The organism is Pseudoalteromonas sp. OF7H-1 (assembly GCF_022347825.1).
GTDB classification, from domain to species: Bacteria; Pseudomonadota; Gammaproteobacteria; order Enterobacterales; family Alteromonadaceae; genus Pseudoalteromonas; species Pseudoalteromonas maricaloris.
Genome location: NZ_JAKRFX010000002.1, coordinates 96,217 through 116,350 on the forward strand (window position 1 = coordinate 96,217; position 20,134 = coordinate 116,350).

The window sequence follows — 20,134 nt, forward strand, 5'->3', positions numbered from 1 at the left end:
CATCCAGTTTAGGTGTATCATATTGAGCAAGATAGAATAATAAAGCGTTATAGTTTTGCTGCCGATTGAAGCCTTCATCCCCGAGATTATTTCCACCTTAACCAATGATAACCGTCTGGTATTACAGGCCGAACCCGGCGCAGGTAAATCGACCTTAGTGCCGCTACGTTTACTGCAAGCTGATATTTTTTCAGGTAAAAAAATAATTATGCTTGAGCCACGTCGTGTGGCGGCAAAATCTATTGCAACCTATTTAGCCAAACAGCTGGGAGAATCGGTCGGCGAGCGAGTAGGCTATCAAATTCGAAACGAGCAACGTGTTTCATCCAACACCCGCTTGGAAATCGTCACCGAAGGCGTGTTGACTCGCCGTCTTCAAGCGGATCCTGAACTCAGTGATGTTGCACTTATTATTTTCGATGAATTTCATGAGCGTTCGATTCATGCGGATTTAGCTTTAATGCTCTCGTTTGAAGTGCAACAAGCATATCGCGATGACCTCAAATTGCTAGTGATGTCCGCCACCATAGACACTGAGCTATTATCGAATTATCTGGATGGCGCACCAAGGTTATCTTGCCCTGGTAAAACCTATCCTGTTGAAATTGAATATATCGGTAAAGCGAGTCGTTACTTGGCGGATCATGTGTTAAGTGCGCTGCGCCATGCTTTCACTCTACAAAGCGATGGCGATGTATTGGTATTTCTCCCCGGGCAGGCTGATATTCAGCGCTGCATTCAGGCGTGCCAAGTGCTTGACCAAAGTAATATTGAGCTTCTGCCTTTGTACGGCGGATTACCCTTATCTGAACAAGAAAAGGTGCTGAGTAAAAGCGCCAGTGCATCCAGACGTGTTATTTTTGCGACCAATATTGCTGAGACCAGTTTGACCATAGCAGGGATCACTATGGTTATAGATTCTGGCCTTGAAAAACGCTTAACCTATGACGTTAAAAGCGGTCTCTCTCGGCTCGATACGGTGATGATCTCAAAGGCATCAGCAACACAACGAGCCGGGCGTGCGGGTCGCCTACAAGCGGGCCATTGTTTACGTCTTTGGCGCGAAAGTGAGCATAATAATTTAAGTGACTTTCAGCCTGAAGAAATAACCACCACGGACCTTTCTGATTTAGCGTTAGAGCTAAGCGCGTGGGGAGTGACACAATACAAGGACGCGAATTGGCTAACACCGCCACCGACGCAACATTTTTCGGTGGCCTGTCAATTGAATCAGTCGCTTGGCTTGGTCGATCCGTATAATAAAGTGTTAACTACTGGGCAGCGTGCACTACAACTGGGTGTTGCGCCTCGTCTTGCCAGCATGCTGCTGCGATGTGAAACGCTAATTTCGCAACAACTTGCTTGTTTTTTGGCGGCAATATTGAGCGAGCGCGATATTGTAGTACAAGCCAACACAAGCGATATATGTGAGCGAGTCTTGGCGTTGATTGAGTTTGTTCAAGACCGTACCCGTGCCGCCAAAGCCTATCGCTTGCATAGAGCTGCCGCAGAGCAGGCCGTAAAATTGGCCAAATCATTTGCACACAAACTGGGAGTTAAGCTCAAGAATGAAGCAATCACCCTTGTAGATATTCAAACCTTAGTGCCTACTTTATTGCTTCATGCCTTTCCTGACAGAGCTGCGCAAAAACGTCCTCAAGGGGATAACCGCTACTTGCTTGCAAATGGTCGGGGAGTAACATTACGTGAAGGCGATCCGCTGCAAGGTCAGGCCTACTTGATCGTTTGTGACGTGGATGGCAAAAATAAGGATGGCTTGGTATTTCTAAGCTGCGCAATCGAAAAGGGCACATTACTAGAGCAACTGGCGCCATACTTGAGTGAAGTGATGCAGTATCAACTGGATAGTAAAAAAGAAACGGTTCAGGGACGTCAACAAGTTAAATATCATGCTCTGGTATTAAAAGAGCAAAATCTGAGTCAAATTCCCAAAGAAGCGTTTGCCCAATGTGTGAAGGATATTCTCACATCGGAAGGGCTTGGTCTGCTCAGTTGGTCGGCAAAAAGTCACGCTTGGCTCGCTCGAGCTAAATGGTTAAGTGAGCACTTGAATACCTTCCCACAGATATCTGAGTCAAGTTTGATAGCGCAGCTTGATACTTGGTTATTGCCCTATTTGACGGGCGTAAACACTATCAGACAACTGAAGCAACTGGATATTTTTAACCTGCTTCAAGCGACACTCACTTGGGAGCAGCAACAGCAACTCGAAGCGCAAGCACCTGAGTTTTATGTTACGCCAAGCGATAAGCGAGTCGCGATCCGCTACGATGAGCACCAAGGGCCAACCGTTTCTGTGGTGTTACAAGAAATGTTTGGTCAATTGACGTCGCCAACGCTCGGCAATGGTCAAGTCGCAGTGCGATTTGAGCTGTTATCTCCAGCGAAAAGGCCAATCCAAACCACCAGTGATTTAAGCAACTTTTGGCAAACTTCTTATTTTGAGGTGGCCAAAGAGATGCGTGGTCGATATCCAAAACACCGATGGCCAGATAAACCGCTTGAGGAAAAGCCTGGCCGCTCCATAAAACCGAGAGGAAAGTAGGCTGGTGGAGCAATAGGCTTGTAAAGAAGTCATAATGGCTATAACGTGAACAGTCTAATGTAGAAAGGAGTGTGAAATGCGGTCTATTACGGGGTTCATCTTATTGGGCTTAATTGTTGCTCAGCCAACTTATAGCGGTGAGTTTGAAGTGCTTTATCAATCTGACACAGCAAAAGTCGTTAGAGATAAAAGTTACGGCACAAACATTGGGATCTTTGCAACGAAAAGGGGAGTGGTGATCATTGACCCCACAGCTGAAGATGCGGATTTGCCAAAGCTCAATGATTTGATACAGAATAGCTTTCAGACCGAGAAAAAATACCTGCTAAATACGCATAGTCATTCGGATCATACTGGTGGTAATGCTTTTTTCCAACAGCAAGGTTTTACACTTATTGAGAGCCCGCAAGGGTTAAAGGAGCTCGGGGTGATAAAGCATACTCAAGCCGTTTCACATACCGCAAATGACAACATTCTCTATCACCCCACGAGCAATACTTTGTTTACCGGAGACATTTACACTACAAACTGGCATCCAACATTTTATGCTGGGGGCTTAACGGGTTTTAATAAAGCGGTCGATTTGATTTTGTCGATTGGCGATCAAAATACGCTGATTGTGCCAGGTCATGGCAAACCCACATCGAAAAGTGAACTCGAACAACATAGAATTCAGACATTCGCTTGGGTTGAGCGGGTTAAGATTCTGAATCAGGCGGGTAAGTCGGTTGAGCAAATAAAGAACGATGCTAAGATCAAGCGCTTATTAGCGCAGTTTAATCTTGAAGGGCGACAACCCTTTCTTCCAGAACGAGCGCTTACCCGTTTTATTGAGCGGACATTATCTGTGGTAGCTCATTATCCAGAAAACCACAATTAAAATCAGTTTTAGTTAAGCTTTGTTCATCAATACTAAACCTTTAGCATTCTAGGTGTGTATGTAGATGGTCTGGGCTAAAATAGGTAAATTTGTATTACTTACTATCTTGGTGGTATTAAGTTGGTCATCAGCTTTCAATCTCACCATGACGGAGTTCATTGATGGAGCGCTGCTACAATCTTCACTCGTCTATGCTTCAGCACGTACGGTCAATGGCGCAATTTCTTTGCTGCAATCTGCCGAGGTTGGGATTGGTGTTGCAAGCATTCAGCCTGCGCAGCTACTCGACCCTATCAATGATTTAGCCGAATATATTTCTGATGTGATGCAATTAGCCATTGGCTCTTTGTTTATCCAACGTATTCTCTACACTATTTCTACTCATATATTATTCAGTGTTGCTTTTACCGTCACCGTAATTGGATATTTCGTGTGCTGCTATCTAGGACTTTGGCAAACGGTAAGGACTAAAATATTAGCCACGATGCTACTGATCCGTTTTGTGGTTCCCTTTGTAATTCTATCGACGGGTCTCACTAGCCAACTGTTACTGGACCAAGAAATAAATAAACAAAGTGAAGTGGTGTCGAGCAGTGTTGACCTCTTTCAATCTCAAGCAACAAAGACCAGCACGCAAAGTGCAAAAATAAAGGCTCAAATCACCAGTCAAAAGCAAAGCCATAGTGAGCAAATAGCGCTATTGACGAAACAACAGATCCAACTTCATGGTGAAGCTACCGAGCTACATGCTGAAATTACCGCTTTAGAAGGTGATATTAAAGCGGCTCAAGCGAACCGAAGTTTATCCGAGTGGCTAACATTTACCAAAAGTGAAGAGGCTAAGCCACTGATTGAAAAGCAACAGCGATTGGCCAGCGATAAAACAAAACTCGACACGCAAATAGCGCTTATCAATAGAGAAAAAGACCAACATCAACACGCAATCGAAAAGCTCAATGAGCAGCTTCACGGTAGCAATGAGGGGACGCTAAGCCGAGCAATTAAAGCGGTTTCTAGTGGTATTAGCGATATGCTCGACGCTGCTGAGTCACTCTTTATCGACTTCTTAAACGTGGTATCGCTTTTGGTACTGAAGTTAGTATTGATGCCGCTGTTATTTTTCTATTTGGCGAGTAAAACCTTTAAAGCAATTTGGCGAATTAAATAGGCTATCTAAACCAGTTGTTCTTTGCTGAGCGGCAGGTTTCCCATAACTGATATTACACAGTCCCAAGTTAGGGAAAGTTCATACAGGCGAATTATTTTAACTTTATAAAAATCAATAGGTTAAATTTGGCCTGAATATCGTATTACCGTATAAAAATAATAACATGGTAATTCGATGGATATTCACACTAGCCTTGCCAAAACGGCTAAAAAGCCATTTCGTCGGTGGTGGCTGTTAACGACCCTTATTGTGCTCGCTGCAATGGGCGTATGGATGGTGCCTCACGACCAGCAAATAGATGCTGAAATGCTTAAATTTGCCACTGTTCAATCCGGACCGATACAGTTTAGTGTTAAAGGCTATGGCCGATTACGTTCAAAGATCAGTAGAGAGCTCACAACCGCATTTGCAGCGCAAGTTGAAACCGTACTGCATCTTCCAGGCAGCAGGGTAGCGCCAGACACCGTTATTTTACAGTTAACCAATCCTGAGTTAACTCAGCAACTCCACCGAGAAAGACTGGTACTCGCTAGGCAAAAAGCCAATGTTGAAGCATTAAGGCTAAGCCAAGAAAGTGAGCGACTTGTATTGAAAGGGCAAAATACTCTACTCAGCAGTGAGCTTGAAAATGCCAAATTGCGAGAGCAGGCTGAACGCCAACTAGTCACCCAAGGCATAGTTTCAAGCTTAGATCATCAGCGCTCAATCTTAACGGTCGCTCAGTTAAGTGAGCGAGTAAAGCTCGCTCAGCAGCAGCTTAGCCAAACCAGTGCATTACATAAGCAAAGAATTGAGATTGAGCTAGAGCTATTAAAAGAATATGAGCTGAGCTATCAGGTCGCGCTTCAGGCGGTGGAGCAATTACAAGTCACTGCGGGGATCAGCGGCATGTTGCAGCAAGTACATGTCAGTCAAGGTCAAGCAATTACACGCGGAGAGGCGCTAGCCGTGGTGGGCAGTGAGCGAACTTTGGTAGCCGATTTACTGGTGCCAGAGCGAGAAGCAAGCGAGATTATCTTAGGTCAACGAGCGCTAGTAGACACCTTTGTTGGTCAGGTTGAGGCTAAGGTTAGCCGCATTGTGCCCATAGTACAAGACGGGCGTATTGCGATAGAGTTGACATTGCTTGGGGAGCTGCCAAGCAATGCTCGCCCACTTTTGACTGTTGAAGGGCAAATTTTTACAGCAAAAAAGACCGCCGCACTTTCACTGATTAAACCACCGCGTGCAACTCCACAATCTCAGAGTCAATTATTTGTTTTAGATAAACAAAACAACATGCTTATCAAAAAAAGTTTTAAGTTTGGTAAACTAGCCGGCAATGCCATAGAAGTACTCGAAGGCGGTTTATCCGGTGAGCAAGTGGTGGTGTCAGAAATGTCTGATTACCAGCACCTAGAAAAAATAACAATTAAATCACTCAATCGGTAAAGGAAGAACAAATGGACAAGACAATTTTGGCATTACATCAAGTGAGTAAAGTGTTCTTTGGCGAGGATGTTGAAACTCACGCCATTAGCAACATTAACCTTGAAATTGAAAGGGGCGATTACGTTGCGATAACTGGTCCTTCAGGATCGGGAAAATCCACTCTATTGAGCATTCTTGGACTATTAGATGACATCACGTCAGGCAGCTATCGCATCCAAGATATAGAAACCAGTACGCTAGATGCAGACACGCAAGCAGAGCTGCGTAATTTGCACATCGGTTTTGTCTTTCAGTCATTTAATCTACTCGATGGGTTAACAGTATTTGATAATGTGGCTTTACCGCTTCAATATCGTGAGCCTGCGCTTGCGACTGACGAAATTGAGCGCCGTGTGATGGGCGCACTTAAGCAAGTTGAAATGTCTCACCGAGCAAAACATAAACCAAACCAACTATCTGGTGGGCAACAACAGCGAGTGGCTATTGCGCGTGCGCTTGCAGGCGAGCCAAGTATCTTATTAGTTGATGAACCAACTGGAAACCTCGATTCTAAAAATGGTGATGCGGTAATGGCCTTGCTGGGGGAGTTGAATAGGCAAGGCACAACCATTTGCATGGTGACGCACGATATTCGCTATGCAGGTTATGCCAAGCGGCAAATTCAGCTTTTAGATGGGGTACAGGTTTCATCAAGCGTTGCAAAACGCGATATTTGTACTGCGGAGGTGGTGTAATGGGGTTTTTGCAACTTCGGCGTCAATTAGGGCTGGCAATCAAAAGTTTGCTTCAAGTACCGAATTTTTGTATCACGCTAGTACTGACGTTGGCACTCGCGTTAAGCTGCTTTTTTGTCGCATTGAGTCTGTTTAGTGGCTTTTTTATTAAGCCGCTTGAGATTGAAAATGAATCGCGATTTGTGGTGGTAGAACAAAAAAACGTATACCAAGACAGGGCGTCTGAAGGGCTGCAAAGCTTTCAAAATATGCTGAACTGGTATCAGAACCCCTCCATGTATGAAAAACGAGCTTTGATCAGTAGCTTTTCCGATGTGGTTGAAAATCTAGCTGGCAAGCCAAAGCTTACGCTGACTTTTGCAAGTTCGGATTATTTTAGTATGGTGAAAATGCCGCTAGCACTGGGACGATACCTAACACCAACGAAAAGCATTAGCCAGAAAAATCCAGAGGTCATTATTTCCTTTCAACTTTGGCAACAATACTTCAATGGTGATGACAATGTGCTTGGGGAGAGTCTGCGGATTGTTGGCAGACTGTACACCATCGTCGGTGTTGCTGCACGTACGCATGTTGATCCTTACTTTTTAAGTGAAGGAAATGGGGCGCTGTGGCTTAGTTTTTCTGAAGATGAGCGATTTTTTGGTGATCAGCGCGGCGAGTATCATCCTTGGAGTAGCAGACTAAACAACTTGAAGTTACTGGCGATACTACCAGCCAATAGTGGTCTGGATATCCTCGCAGAGCAGCTATATCAAAATGCTCAACTGCACCAAAGCGAATGGAAATCGGCTGACGAAGCGTTACTTGATATTGAACCTATAGTACGTTCGTACCGTGACGTAGAACTGGCGGGACATGACAAGCTTGCCATTATCGTGTTGTTGAGTGTGTCATGCTTGGTACTCATCGCAATTTTTAATGTGAGTAATTTGTTTATCTCTCGAGCTCACACCATCCAACAGCAACTGGCCTTACAAGCAATGCTCGGCGCGAAGCGTAAGCTGTTGTTTCGTGGCATTTTACTAGAAGCGCTGTTATTGGTGTCAGGCGCTGTGCTGGTGGGGTTATTTATCGCCGCGTGGGAGCTGAGGTTAGTTAAATCGCTCACCAGTGGTTATTTGCCGCTGATTGACACTTTAACCTTAGATACCACAGTGCTGTTCAGTGCTATCCTAACCGTACTGTTATTAGCTTTATTGTTTGCGTTTGTCACCTCACGCATGATTGATTTTAGCCAACTAAAACAAAGCATGCAGTCGTCAGGTAAAGGCAGCGTAAAAGCGGTACGCATAGCGACGACAAAAACACTGGTTGCGGTACAGCTGTTTTTTACCACTGTGCTGGTGCTTGGGGCGACCTTGGTGTTGTGTAAAAGCGCCGATACCTTGCTTAGACCGCTCGGAACAAAGTTGGACAATATGTATAGCGTGATGCTACATATTCCCGCAGATCCCACTCCATTTCCCGCGCGTTACGCCAATATTGAAGGATTCAAACTCGCGTTGGCTAACATTCCGGGCGTGTTAGGCGTCGCCCATGGAGAAAGTCCATTACAAAGCGATGTCCCTGTGGTTGCTATGCAGGATATGGCGGGTGAATGGACACCGAGTATGGTTAGAGGTAACGTTGGGTCGGATTATTTTGCATTAACTGGGCTTGAGCTCGTTGCCGGACGCACTTTTAGCGAAGCTGCAATTCGAGGCGAAAAGGAAGAGGCTATTGTTTCTTGGGCTGCGGCACAGGCGTTAAAGCCAGGCGGTGATGTGATTGGTGAAACGTATTTTATTTTTAACCCAGATGTACCTGCTGAAATCGTAGGAATTTCAAAAAACTTCAATCACCCTAAACGTCATCATGAACTTCAAGGTAAAACCGTTTGGCTACCCGCGCTGCCTTTGGGATATCCATTTATGATAGAAATGGAACCGGGAGCATCACTTACTCGCGCTCAGATCCAAAATGCCATCAGCGCCGTGAATGGTCAGGCGGGAATATGGCGTTTTTCAAACTTAACAAAGACATATCAGAGCATTACCTATTTAGAGCGCCTGACTTTACTGCTAAGCTTTGCGCTTTGTGGTTTTTGTTTGTTGTTATCTGGGGTGGGCATTTACGGTGTGCTTAACTATAGCTTTCAACAAAGACGCTACGAGTTTGGGATGCGAATGGCACTTGGTGCCAAAAGGCACCGTTTATATCGGTTGTTATTGTCAGATACCATCGCACCCATGCTGGTGGCGATGTTGGCTGCCATTATGGTTGTTGCGGGATTTTATATAAGTGTTTCGTCAGATTGGTTGTTGGCAAAATCCAGTTGGTTGTTTGTAGTGATTGTTACCATGTTGGCTTTTGCGTTAGCCACGGCGATTTACCCAATGAGACAGTTAATAAACTCGACACCAATGCGAGCATTAAAACATTAAAGTTTGGGCGTAAGCCCAAACAGAATATAAGTAGGAAGTGATGACGCCAGTTTTAATCATCGACGACAACCCTGACGTACGAATGTCAGCCACCATAGTGCTACAAAGTCATGGTTTTATGAGTCTTGAAGCCGCACACCCAGATGAAGCCAAGGCTATGTTATCAGAGCAGCCCGTTGCGCTTATTTTGCTTGATATGAACTTCAATAGAGATACAACCTCAGGAAAAGAAGGGCTGCAATTTCTTAGTTGGTTGAGACAAGCGCAAATAAGTGTGCCTGTGGTTGTTATTACCGCGTGGGCCAAAGTTGAACTTGCGGTCCAAGCAATGCAGTTGGGCGCATGTGACCTCATTGAAAAACCTTGGCACAACCTGCGGCTGCTGAACACCGTTAGACGCTACACCAAAAGTGCTGAAGCACTATCGTCAGCACATGAACCACACGCAGACAATAACGCAACCACTCAGTTATTTCAGCAAGCTCAGCGCGTTGCAAAAACCAATGCCAACGTACTTATTCTGGGAGAAAATGGCTGCGGAAAAAGTCAGTTGGCTAAATATATTCATGATAATAGCGGTCGCTCTGAGCACGCTTTTGTGAGCGTGAATATGGCCGCTATTCCAACGGAATTATTTGAAAGTGAGTTATTTGGCCATTGCAAAGGCGCATTCACCGATGCAAAGGCAAATCGCATTGGGCGGTTTGAAATGGCTGAAAATGGCACTTTGTTTTTAGATGAAATCGGCAGCTTGCCGTTGCCACTTCAGGGCAAGCTATTACGCGTGCTCGAAACGGGTGAATATGAAGTCGTGGGAGATTCTGAAACGCGTCGCAGTAATGCGCGGATCGTTTCTGCCACTAATACGGATTTGTCTGAAGCGATTAACGCTGGGCAGTTTCGTCAGGACTTACTTTATCGCTTAAATACGGTGGTGCTAAAGGTACCGCCACTCAGAGCGAGATTAGCAGAGCTCCCAAGCTTAGCGGCCCATTTTTTAGCAAAGCACACTAGGCGCCATGGTAATGATACCGGACGGGAGCGCACGCTAACTGCAGAGGCGCTAGACAAATTATTGAGTTACAGCTGGCCTGGTAATATTCGTGAGCTATCTCATGTCATTGAACGAGCAGTGATCTTAGGACTTCAGCCTGAGATAACTGCGGATGATATTGAGCTTGAGGAAGGTGTACCAGAGCAAGAGCTCCCACTTTTGAGCCTTGAAGAAGCCGAAAAACGCATGATTGCAAGAGCGATCCGCCATTTCGATGGTAATGTAGTGGCCGCTGGAGAGTTTTTGGGCTTGAGTAAATCTGCAATTTATCGACGCCTAGAAAAGCATGATATTAGCCCAAAGGCAGAGCTTGATGGCTAAGTTGGCATCACTTGAGCACAAGTTACTTGTTGGCTTTGCGATACCTATAATTACACTTGCTATGCTCGCGCTTGGGATGATCTACTATTTTGAGCTTACGCTGTTAAGTGCAATCACTTTGTTGCTCGGTGTGATGCTCCCCTCTGTATTCGCACTGAGCTACGGCTATCGGGCAGTAATGCAGGTGCTTGAAAGTTTGGCTGTTCAGTTGGACGGTGTAACCAATGAAGAGTTTGGTGTATGGCAGTTAGCGCAATACCGCAAGGGTCGGGTTGAATTGCTCAAGGCTGAGCTCAAAGAAGCTGCCAAGCGATTACAGCAAAAGCGTCAAGAATATGGTCAGAATGAAGCTTTTGTATTTAATTTTATTAGCGAACTCACTCTGCCAATAGTGGTACTTGATGCGCATCATCATGTGTATTTTGCTAATCATGCCATGAATACCGTGTATCCAGAGGAGGTGTTACATGGTGCACATGTGAAAGCACTGGCGCTTCAGTATGTGGATGAACAATGGCAGCATACGCAGCACATCTCTCGATTTAGCATTGCAGCTCATAAACTATATCGGGGGCAGCGGGTCTATCAATTACTGGTGTTTTTCTCAGTAGAGCAAGCGCTGCGAGATAATGAAAAGCAGGTATGGCAAAAGCTACTATCGGTACTCAATCATGAGGTGCGAAACACCTTAACTCCGGTCTACTCAATGGCGCAATCTCTACAACAAGATGGCAATATCATTTCACCTGAGATGCAGCAAACTATGCTCGGGGTAATAGAAAGTCGTGCAGCTCATTTACAGCAATTTGTTGCAAACTACGCACAAGTAGCGCAGCTTCCACCCGTTGATATGCAAAACATTGAGGTAGAGTTGCTGGTATCGCGCTGGCAAGCTTTATTTCCCGGTGTTGAGATAAAGGCGCTTAATAAGGGCTTGGTTTATTGTGATGAAGATCAGCTAACGCAGGCTATGATCAACCTTGTCAATAATGCTGAGCAAGCAAATCAATCTGCGGGGAATGATGGCATAACGCTAACCCTAGATAAACCAAAAAATTGGCGCTTTACCCTAGAAGATAACGGCGCTGGTATCGCCAATCCAGATAACCTTTTCGTACCATTTTATTCCACTAAACCAAATGGCTCAGGTATCGGCTTGGTGTTGAGCAGGGAGCTTATTCGTATTCAGCAAGGGGAGTTGCATTTAGCGAATTTACCGGACAATAAAGGGGCTCAAGCTGTGGTTACTTTGCTTTCGCGTTAATAATAAGTGGTGATAACTTGGTCGTTATCACCACTTGGCAGGTCTAATCGTTGAGTGTTTTTTTAATGAACAAACCTGCCATAGAGATATCGGTAGAATGTGTCATGGGCGCATTCTCAAGTCCCACAGCGCTTAACACGCCATTTTGAATGGTTAAATCCTGGAAACTGGCGGAACGTGCTGTGCTAGTGGTTTCAACAGCAATATCGGCTAGGTTTTCAAGGTTGATTTTTCCAATAAATGCCTTGCTATGTTCAACCCAGCTATTTGTGTCCACTTGTACACCACCAGTATGGCCGTACACAAATAATGTGTCGTTGCTGATCTTTACTCCACGTAGCACATCTTCTTTATCTAAGTCATACCAATAACGCTCGGCAGCCCTTTCACCATGGTAAACTTTTACTAAGCCAATATCCCATTCGCTTGAATATCTTGTTTTACCCGTTTTGCTGCGGCGTGCCGATACACCAACAAATACACTGTCTTGATGTACTTGAACATCCTCAACTAACGATGAGTCAGTGTCACTGATAAATTGTTCATTGAGTTGTTCACCGTCTACATTAAAGGTTTTTACAATCATGTGCATCGCACTTTGCTCTGTGTTATTGGGTATCGGATGGTTGGTTGAAAACTTATGATTGTAGGCAGGAATTGCATCAGTACTAATATTTTGCACTGTGTATAAAAATCCGTTCTCAGAGAGCGCCATTTCAATTGCTTCAGACGCACGCGAACTGTTAGCCCAGTAACGAATATCGATCAGCTTTTGCCACTTAAGTTGGAGGTTTACGTCGTATTTCGCAATCTTTTGACCTCCGTTGTTATAACTGACGTACAAGTTGTTGTCATGGCAGGAGAATTTTACATTGTTAAAGCGCCACCATGTAATGCTAGTTTGCGTATATGGAATCTCGCTCAATGGATTGTCTGTCGGAATAATAGTGAATGGCTTTTTAAGCCAAGCACTCTTATCAGCTGGGATATCATATTTAACGTCCATTGATAACGCCTTCATTTCAGCACTTTGTAGCAAAGTACCAGAGCCATCGTAGCGTTCAAGTTGTACACTGAACCGATCAGTATCTTCACGTTTAAATCGGCCTATGACGTATTCTCCTGAGTCAAAAACACAGGCATCAACAAATCCTTCTTGCGTTTGTTCATATTGATAAGTTTGGCCATCTAGGTTCGTGATCGCATAAAAACCTTCTTTATTACCCAGTTCTTCAACACTTGATGTTTCTCCGAGCACTAATAGTTTGTTGTCTTTTAAGTTGAAGACGCGCTCCAAAGTCGTGGTGTAACCCAAGTCGCTCGAGTAAACATGATTGTTTTGGTCCAGTGCTGTGATATTGAGTTTGTTTTCTGTGGGAGTGGGTGGTGGCGTGACCGTTTTGGGTGGTTGTGCTTGGTCTTTTGAGTCAGTTGAAGAGCCACCGCAACCAGTTAATAGGGTAATAGTTGCAACTGCAATAGTTAATCCTAAACGCATAGTAAAATCCTTTCAAAAGTGAATCAAAGAAGTAGAGGTTACAAAATATACTAACTTAGGAACAAAATAGAGTTGTAAAAGAATGTTATCGTTGCGGGATTTTTTGTTATGCCAGTTTTTGTGCGTTAATTTCATCAACTTCGCAATATTTGAATATTTATCTTTGTTTGGAATTTGTAACCTCTCCAGATAAGTAGTTTTACCTTGCCATATTATGGCTACTGAGGATTAGTTTACATGAAAGATAAAAATCAATTAGGGCTCGTGCAGCTCGCTGAGATGCCCATATTAGCGCTGTTTATTCGAACCTGTATTCCCATTTGCATCGGTTTACTCGTTGTGGGTTTATATGCCTTGGTCGACGGCTGGTTTATTAGTCGCTATGTGTCAGAGATGGCATTTGGCGCGGTGGCCATGGTTTACCCACTGCAAGTGTTAATGATAGCGCTAACCGCTATGGTATCTGCAGGTATGGCGGCCACTATGACAAGATTAATCGGAGCAAAGCAAGTAGATAAAGCCGCGGAGGTTATCGGTCATGGACTGATAATTGGCGGTATAGTTAGCGTGGTATTCTTGGTACTTGGTTGGCTTTATCCACTTGAACTCTTATCACTTTTGCAAGTGGAAGCGGTTTTTGTAAAGGATGCGCTTAGCTACATACAGCCGTTATATCTTTGTGCCATTACCGGGGTTTTATTACCCATTGTGGCTGATATGTTCCGTGGTCAGGGTAAACCGCAGTTGATGATGCTGTTGTTATTAGTCTCGGCTGTGCTCAATATACTGCTTGATTATCTATTTATCGCGCAATTTGGTTTGGGGGTTGCAGGTGCAGCATATGCGACAACCGCAGCGCAATTGGGGACATTGATTATTGCGCTTCAGCTCAAAAGAAAGCGTAGTGACTTGCTTGCGGTTAAGGTGTGTTGGAAACCTCGTGCTTGGCTACCGATCCTCGCAATCGGTATGCCTATCTTGATCACGCAATTTTGCCTTGGCGTGCAAACTGCGGTGGTTAACTGGCAGCTGTTGTCTTTTGCAAACGAAAATTGGGTAGTCGCCCACGGCATGCTGGGACGTATTATTAATTTCGCAATTCTACCCGCGATTGCAATGTTGATCGCATTTCAAACTATTGTCGGCTATAACTTAGCGGCAGGACATAGTGGGCGAGTAAGAGCGTGTACGCGTGTTGCTTTTTTAGGTATGACAGGATTTGCGCTGTTATTGACGCTAGGGTTGATGGGATTGCCGAGGCTATGGCTGAGCCTGTTTACCGAAGCGAGTGAATTTCTCGAAATAGGAGAGCGCGTTTTTCGCTCAGCACTTTGGGGGATGCCGCTGTTTGGTGTGGTAATTTTAGCGTCTGGATTTTATCAAGCGAAAGGTGATGCCAAACGCGCTTGTTTTTACAGTGCCTTGAAGGTGATGTTTATTCTAGTTCCATTAATCGTTATTGCGCCACACTATTTTGGCTTAAATGGTGTATTTATGGCACTTGTGGGAGCTGATTTTATAGCGGCAGGGTTAACACTTATACTGTGTTGGCGACACTATCAACAAGCTAAGAGCCAATCGGGAGAGATACAGCTTGCATCAATCAACTGAGCAAAAGTTAAGCGCTGAAGAGGTATATTTAGGGCGGTTACAGCCTGTCATTGAATGGGTGCATAGCAATCCAAGTTCGCCGCTTTCGTTACAGCAAGCGGCGAGCCTGAGCCATTTTTCTAAGTTTCATTTCCAGCGCATTTTTGCAGCTGTGATTGGTGAGTCTTTGAGCCAGTACACTAATCGCGTGAGGTTGGAGCGCGCGGCCAATATGCTGTTGCTAGCCGAAGAGTACAGTGTGACAGATATTGCGCTACAGTTTGGTTTTTCTGGTAGCGCAAACTTTTCGCGAGCGTTTAAAGAGCACTTTGGTGTGACTCCTTCAAGTGTGCGAAAAACAGAACAACTACGTAAGCTGGTGGCAAACAATAACTTTGAGCCGGCCCTTAACACGACACAACTTACCCGGATACACGCATTAAGAGCTGAGCGACACAGTGTTATTCAGCCGGTTAAATTACACTCTATTTCACAGCTATCCTTATGTACATTACGCGCGTCACAAGGCTACCAATTGCAAGGAATTAGCGCCTGTTGGCAGCAGCTTGCAGCGTGGGCTAGTGCACATGGACTGGATTATAGCCAAGTACAAAAGTTTGGTTTTGGTCATGATAATCCCGTTTTTACGCCACTAGATAAAGCGCGTTACGATGGCGCAATTGTGATTAACGATGAATTAAAATCTGCGGTGACTCGGCCATATCAACTCAATGTGCTCAGTGCGGGAATATACGCAATTTTTGACTACCGTGGAGCAATTAAAGACTTGTTGAGTTTCCAATTAGATATTTTCGCAAAGTGGCTGCCACAAAGCGGGTACGAGCCAGAAGATGCGCCCTTAATAGAACATTATCCTGAAGTAATTTCACAAGAAAATGGAGGCTCGCCAAGTGAAAAGGTGATTGCGCTGGAAATTTGGTTAAAGGTCAAGCCGCTAAAATTCAAATAAAATTAAATTGTTAAAATACTTTATTGGTGTTTTTTTTAAACTTCACAATTCGCCCACAAACTTTAAGCATGATCAACCGTACACCAAGCGGGAGATTAGAAAAGTGGTTGAACTAGAGTTAATTCGAGTTGATAAATACAGCGAGCAGACTTTTACACAATTGCTAAAAGCGAGCCATTATCAAAAGCAAGTGGGCTCGTTTGAACTGTGTAGCGCAACCAATATCGCTTATCTTTTTTATGCAGATGGTAAGCTGGTTGGCTTTACCGTAATTGGTATTTCAAACCGCCGAGAGTTTGAAGTCTACGCGCTTTATATTACCCCTTCCGAGCGCAGAAAGCGTTACGCCACTGAGTTTATGGCACACATTTGGTCGGTATACAAAGGTCGTTGGAAAGTACGTATGCAAGATAAGATTGAAAGTTCGTGCGGGTTCTGGCGCAAAACCTTGGCTGACATGACCAATCAATCGCTTGGACGAGAAAGCGAGTTTGAACACGCTTTTGCTGTTTAGTACCATTCCTGCTTTTCTAGCCAAAATGCACGGCCAAAACCGCCTACATATCGAACCCTAGCCACTTCAATTCGCCACAGGTGAAAATCACCGAGCATGGCATATTGCTGAGCTTTTTCGTGCTTTATTACGAATTGTGCAATCAGGCTTTCGCTATCCGCTCTTGGCAGTTTGTGTGCATGCCCAAGAATAGTAACTCGCGCATTTTCAACATCTTCAACCGCGCCATCACCAAGCACCATAAACGAAAGTGCCGGGTGCTTGGCTAAATTCTTGGTGTGCTGGGCGATATCACTAATAAAGAAGTAAAAGTGATTATCTTCAAGAAAAACATATTGAGCGATAGAAGAAAACGGAAAACCCTTTTGATTGTTAGAGAAGGTAGATAAAAATGCGCTCTTATGGCTTTGGCATAAGGCCTTTGCTTCGTTGATTGCGGTTTCTCTCATCTTGTTATGCGCTTAAAATAATACAACTCCTAACTGCTATGATCGCTAAAACTAAAAATAAAATCAAAAACTAAGTAAGCAAAACTGCAAATTTGAAGCTACCTTTTTAAAAGGTATGTTGGTAATTTTTAGAGTGTTTACTTGGTTTTTTATCTCGTTTGTAACATAGTTTGTTTACTCAAAATAGAGCAATGACATTATGCTAAGTAAACTAACAATAAAACAAAAAATTACTTTAGGCTTTAGTGCATTAGGCGTGCTGCTGTTACTTGCGTGCGTGCTTGCCTATCTAGCATTGGCGCAAATAAAGTCAGCTAATCAAAATATGGGGCAAGTCACTTTACCTATTCAGCGCAGTGCTGACGCCTTGCAACTTGAGCAGCTTAAGCTCAGCAAATTGATTTCCCAAGCTTATACCCTCGAAAACGAGCAAGATATTAATCGGGCTCGACAGCAATTTACCTCACAGCAGCAACTGTATGTTGAGCGCCAGCAGCACTTAACGTCATTGACGCAAGCCATGCCTGAATTTGTCACACCATTACAGCAAACTCTGGCGCTGGGTGAGCAGCTCAGTCGTGCCGCAGAACAAATGTTGCAGGCTAAGGCAGACGTTGTACAGGCGCAGCAACGGATCCAATCTCAATATCAAGCACTTAAACAGGATAAAGAACAGGCCAGTAACGCCATGCTGGATCTTGAATTAATCGAGACAGACAAAACACGGCAGTTGGAAGAAATGGTTGGGACCGGCGTTCGTATTGACGACATGTTGTTTACCTTGGAAAACAACAGTCAGCGGATCAGCGGGTTAACGCTAGAGCAAGTAGAGCAACATCAGCAAGACATGCTGTTTTTGTTAGATAATATTGAAAACAACTTAACGTTTTTGAAGCGTCAAGCCTATGGTATGGATGCAGATGATTTGTTAAATCAGTTTAGTGAGGGTATGACTAAGCTCAGAGAAAAGCTGGGTGAGCCAGGTCATCTTTATATTGCGGTACAAGAGAAACTGCGTCAGCAGCAGCAAGCTGCAATGTTATATAAGCAGTCAGAGCAGCATGCGTTTGCCATTTTAACCGAGCTTGAGAAAATGCAGCAAAGCGCCAATGCGGCGTTTAATCGTTCTCAAAATAATGCTGAAACCCTTATCGAGCGGGCGCAAAATACCGCCATCTTATTGGTGATTGTCTTTATTGCTTTAGGTGCGTTTATCTCGGTTTCAACCAGCCGAGCAATGCTTGGGCCGTTGGCTGCGGTGAATAAAATGCTCAAATACCTTGCTGCTGGAGACTTTTCGAAGCAAATGAGTAAGCGCAGTGATGATGAATTTGGTCAGTTAATTGATAATATTAATCAGGTTAAAGACAATCTTCGTGCTTTGCTAGAGTCAATCAATAACCAAGTTCATGAGTTAGAAGGACTATCGGAGTCATCATTAAGCGAAAGCAAACAAATAGCCAATAATGCGACCGAGCAAATGCGCCGCATGGAGAATGCCAATCGCTTAGCGCAAAGTATTTCAGCTAGCGCTTTGGCGGTTTCCGAGCGCTCGTCAGATAGTCTCGCAAGTATCCATACCGCTAACCAGCGTAAAACCGAGGTCAGTAAATATACGCAAGACAACAAACAACATATTCTATCGCTCAGCACACGCATGAGTGAAGCGGTAGAGAGTATGACCAAGTTGACCACACATAGCGAGAACATCGGCAGTATCTTGGACACCATTGTTTCTATCGCTGAGCAAACCAATTTGTTGGCGTTAAACGCAGCAATAGAGGCGGCCCGTGCTGGTGAGCAGGGAAGAGGGTTTGCGGTGGTCGCCGATGAGGTTAGAACGCTTGCGTCTAGGACGCAGGAGTCGACCAATGAAATTAACCAAATGATCGCAGCACTGAGACAGGATACACATACCGCCTCTGAGGCCATTAATTCCGGCCAGCGTGATGTAGCCTCATGTGTTAAACAAAGTGAGGCGCTTGCCAGTGCCATGGATGAAATTGCCAACGCTATTTTACAGGTTACGCAGTTGAGTGAAGAAGTCAGCCAAGCCGCTGATCACCAAGCGACGGATTGTCAGCAAATTGAGCAAGTGATGCTAGATGCACAAAGTACCGCAAACGACAACGCTCAGGCGATGCAAAGCTTGGCGAAAGGAAGTGAGTCGCTCAGTAGCTTCTCGCATCGTCTTGCAACACTGGTTGAGCGTTTTAAATTGTAAAAATGTAAATTGGCATTACACACGCTTTGATGGTCTGGAATAAATATAAGACATCACTGCAATCTTTATACTGCCAACTACACAGGCCAACCAAGCCGCTGGTGAGAGCAAAATAAGTAAAGCATAACTTGCAGCCATGCCCACTGTTGCCATAATTTTGGCCTTAAGCGGAATAACCTTATATTGTTTCCATTGCGTTAATGAAGTGCCAAACCTTGGGTGATTTAGCAGCCACAAGGCAAGCTTAGGAGAAGCTTTTGAAAAGCACGCCAAAGCCAGAATAAAAAACACGGTGGTTGGCATGACGGGCAAAACAATACCAATAACACCGAGGGCTACAAATAGGTATCCGCATAGCAGTAGGGCTATTTTTTTATAGTTGGCTAAGGTGGCTTTAAACATCATGAATAAACGTGTGCCTGAAATGCTTGGAAACGGGTGAATGCCTGACGAGCACCTTCAATTAGCGCCTGTTCTTGCTGTTCGCTCAATTCAATAGCGTCTATGATTTGCACAAGCTCTCGCCAAGCGCTGCCGCGACCAGCTCCTGGGCCTGCTAAATATCGAGCGCCGTGCTGCGCATCAAAATTGAGTTTGGCCCCAACTTGTTTACCCAACATGGCCGCACCTACCTTTGAGCCCTCAACCACATACAGCCAGCCGAGCGCTTTGGCGACGTCGGTATGATTGGTTACTTCTGGCATTAAGTAGGGAGTAGGGATGGTGGTTCCAAGGTCGATAAAGTCTTGTTCAAGCAAACCTAAGCGGCGGCGCGCGGCCAAATCAGGAATAAGCGCCGACAACTCTGGGTGTTCATAAAGAGCGCTCACATCTTTTAAAAAATAAAACTGTAGTCTTAAGAAATCGAGATAGCTTTGTGTATTGGCGAATGGGTCTTGCGCCATAATGGATTTGTCTACATTGTCGTGGGTATCTGCAGTTGCATGTTTTAAGTTTTGCGCTCGAGAAAGTGCAGAGGTAACGGTAGTCATTGATGCTCCAAGGTGATGTAAAAATATAGCGCTGTCTTTAAGCAAAAGTACAG

At 44.6% G+C, this 20,134-nt stretch carries 16 protein-coding genes; 12 read left to right on the forward strand and 4 right to left on the reverse strand.

Annotated elements, in window-relative coordinates:
* Positions 1-55: 55 nt before the first annotated feature.
* The 8 genes from hrpB to MHN30_RS02700 all read left to right on the forward strand — a co-directional run bounded on the left by hrpB (position 56) and on the right by MHN30_RS02700 (position 11,844).
* Positions 56-2,566, forward strand: coding sequence for an ATP-dependent helicase HrpB (gene hrpB / locus MHN30_RS02665; RefSeq protein ID WP_239357909.1), 2,511 nt, complete (start codon positions 56-58; stop codon positions 2,564-2,566).
* A gap of 76 nt (positions 2,567-2,642) precedes the next feature.
* Positions 2,643-3,446: an MBL fold metallo-hydrolase gene (locus MHN30_RS02670; RefSeq protein ID WP_130164552.1), complete on the forward strand. Its 804-nt coding sequence runs from the start codon at positions 2,643-2,645 to the stop codon at positions 3,444-3,446.
* 64 nt (positions 3,447-3,510) lie between these two features.
* A complete protein-coding gene (locus MHN30_RS02675) occupies positions 3,511-4,614 on the forward strand; it encodes a hypothetical protein (RefSeq protein ID WP_130164551.1) in 1,104 nt (367 codons plus the stop codon).
* Between the two features lie 174 nt (positions 4,615-4,788).
* Complete coding sequence (locus MHN30_RS02680; protein ID WP_239357911.1) at positions 4,789-6,045, forward strand: HlyD family efflux transporter periplasmic adaptor subunit; 1,257 nt, start codon at positions 4,789-4,791, stop codon at positions 6,043-6,045.
* An 11-nt stretch (positions 6,046-6,056) separates the two neighbouring features.
* Positions 6,057-6,779 (forward strand): ABC transporter ATP-binding protein, encoded by a 723-nt coding sequence (locus MHN30_RS02685; RefSeq protein ID WP_045988311.1) that lies wholly within the window; start codon positions 6,057-6,059, stop codon positions 6,777-6,779.
* On the forward strand, positions 6,779-9,205 hold the full coding sequence (locus MHN30_RS02690) for an ABC transporter permease (RefSeq protein ID WP_239357920.1): 2,427 nt from the start codon (positions 6,779-6,781) through the stop codon (positions 9,203-9,205). The genes MHN30_RS02685 and MHN30_RS02690 overlap by 1 nt, the downstream gene beginning before the upstream one ends.
* 40 nt (positions 9,206-9,245) lie before the next feature.
* Positions 9,246-10,580, forward strand: a complete 1,335-nt coding sequence (locus tag MHN30_RS02695; RefSeq protein ID WP_239357922.1) for a sigma-54 dependent transcriptional regulator — start codon at positions 9,246-9,248, stop codon at positions 10,578-10,580.
* The gene (locus MHN30_RS02700; RefSeq protein WP_130164547.1) at positions 10,573-11,844 is read left to right on the forward strand and encodes an ATP-binding protein; all 1,272 of its coding nucleotides are present in this window, start codon (positions 10,573-10,575) and stop codon (positions 11,842-11,844) included. Before MHN30_RS02695 ends, MHN30_RS02700 begins: the two co-directional genes overlap by 8 nt.
* A gap of 43 nt (positions 11,845-11,887) precedes the next feature.
* On the opposite strand, the gene MHN30_RS02705 is transcribed toward MHN30_RS02700, so the two are convergent.
* Positions 11,888-13,342, reverse strand: a complete 1,455-nt coding sequence (locus tag MHN30_RS02705) for a hypothetical protein (protein WP_239357924.1) — start codon at positions 13,340-13,342, stop codon at positions 11,888-11,890.
* Between the two features lie 237 nt (positions 13,343-13,579).
* Between MHN30_RS02705 and MHN30_RS02710 the strand changes: the two genes are divergently transcribed.
* From MHN30_RS02710 to MHN30_RS02720, 3 genes are all read left to right on the forward strand, one after another.
* Positions 13,580-14,953 (forward strand): MATE family efflux transporter, encoded by a 1,374-nt coding sequence (locus MHN30_RS02710; RefSeq protein WP_239357926.1) that lies wholly within the window; start codon positions 13,580-13,582, stop codon positions 14,951-14,953.
* Positions 14,937-15,902 carry a helix-turn-helix domain-containing protein gene (locus tag MHN30_RS02715; RefSeq protein ID WP_130164544.1) on the forward strand — a complete coding sequence of 322 codons (966 nt, stop codon included), beginning with the start codon at positions 14,937-14,939 and terminating at the stop codon, positions 15,900-15,902. Before MHN30_RS02710 ends, MHN30_RS02715 begins: the two co-directional genes overlap by 17 nt.
* Positions 15,903-16,005: 103 nt before the next feature.
* Positions 16,006-16,416: a GNAT family N-acetyltransferase gene (locus tag MHN30_RS02720; protein WP_239357928.1), complete on the forward strand. Its 411-nt coding sequence runs from the start codon at positions 16,006-16,008 to the stop codon at positions 16,414-16,416.
* On the opposite strand, the gene MHN30_RS02725 is transcribed toward MHN30_RS02720, so the two are convergent.
* Positions 16,413-16,865, reverse strand: coding sequence for a pyridoxamine 5'-phosphate oxidase family protein (locus MHN30_RS02725; RefSeq protein ID WP_039491160.1), 453 nt, complete (start codon positions 16,863-16,865; stop codon positions 16,413-16,415). The genes MHN30_RS02720 and MHN30_RS02725 overlap by 4 nt on opposite strands.
* A 199-nt stretch (positions 16,866-17,064) precedes the next feature.
* Between MHN30_RS02725 and MHN30_RS02730 the strand changes: the two genes are divergently transcribed.
* The gene (locus tag MHN30_RS02730; RefSeq protein ID WP_239357930.1) at positions 17,065-19,089 is read left to right on the forward strand and encodes a methyl-accepting chemotaxis protein; all 2,025 of its coding nucleotides are present in this window, start codon (positions 17,065-17,067) and stop codon (positions 19,087-19,089) included.
* 15 nt (positions 19,090-19,104) lie between these two features.
* Here the strand turns inward: MHN30_RS02730 and MHN30_RS02735 are convergent, their stop codons facing one another.
* Positions 19,105-19,494: a YbaN family protein gene (locus tag MHN30_RS02735; protein ID WP_239357949.1), complete on the reverse strand. Its 390-nt coding sequence runs from the start codon at positions 19,492-19,494 to the stop codon at positions 19,105-19,107.
* Positions 19,491-20,081, reverse strand: coding sequence for a biliverdin-producing heme oxygenase (locus tag MHN30_RS02740; RefSeq protein WP_039491166.1), 591 nt, complete (start codon positions 20,079-20,081; stop codon positions 19,491-19,493). The genes MHN30_RS02735 and MHN30_RS02740 overlap by 4 nt, the downstream gene beginning before the upstream one ends.
* Between the last annotated feature and the right edge of the window lie 53 nt (positions 20,082-20,134).

Bases quoted from the DNA above. Each gene is read 5' to 3' on its own strand.
- MHN30_RS02670 (WP_130164552.1), top strand. From the start codon at position 2,643: ATGCGGTCTATTACGGGGTTCATCTTATTGGGCTTAATTGTTGCTCAG.
- MHN30_RS02675 (WP_130164551.1), top strand. From the start codon at position 3,511: ATGGTCTGGGCTAAAATAGGTAAATTTGTATTACTTACTATCTTGGTG.
- MHN30_RS02680 (WP_239357911.1), top strand. From the start codon at position 4,789: ATGGATATTCACACTAGCCTTGCCAAAACGGCTAAAAAGCCATTTCGT.
- MHN30_RS02685 (WP_045988311.1), top strand. From the start codon at position 6,057: ATGGACAAGACAATTTTGGCATTACATCAAGTGAGTAAAGTGTTCTTT.
- MHN30_RS02690 (WP_239357920.1), top strand. From the start codon at position 6,779: ATGGGGTTTTTGCAACTTCGGCGTCAATTAGGGCTGGCAATCAAAAGT.
- MHN30_RS02695 (WP_239357922.1), top strand. From the start codon at position 9,246: ATGACGCCAGTTTTAATCATCGACGACAACCCTGACGTACGAATGTCA.
- MHN30_RS02700 (WP_130164547.1), top strand. From the start codon at position 10,573: ATGGCTAAGTTGGCATCACTTGAGCACAAGTTACTTGTTGGCTTTGCG.
- MHN30_RS02705 (WP_239357924.1), bottom strand. From the start codon at position 13,342: ATGCGTTTAGGATTAACTATTGCAGTTGCAACTATTACCCTATTAACT.
- MHN30_RS02710 (WP_239357926.1), top strand. From the start codon at position 13,580: ATGAAAGATAAAAATCAATTAGGGCTCGTGCAGCTCGCTGAGATGCCC.
- MHN30_RS02725 (WP_039491160.1), bottom strand. From the start codon at position 16,865: ATGAGAGAAACCGCAATCAACGAAGCAAAGGCCTTATGCCAAAGCCAT.
- MHN30_RS02730 (WP_239357930.1), top strand. From the start codon at position 17,065: ATGCTAAGTAAACTAACAATAAAACAAAAAATTACTTTAGGCTTTAGT.
- MHN30_RS02735 (WP_239357949.1), bottom strand. From the start codon at position 19,494: ATGATGTTTAAAGCCACCTTAGCCAACTATAAAAAAATAGCCCTACTG.
- MHN30_RS02740 (WP_039491166.1), bottom strand. From the start codon at position 20,081: ATGACTACCGTTACCTCTGCACTTTCTCGAGCGCAAAACTTAAAACAT.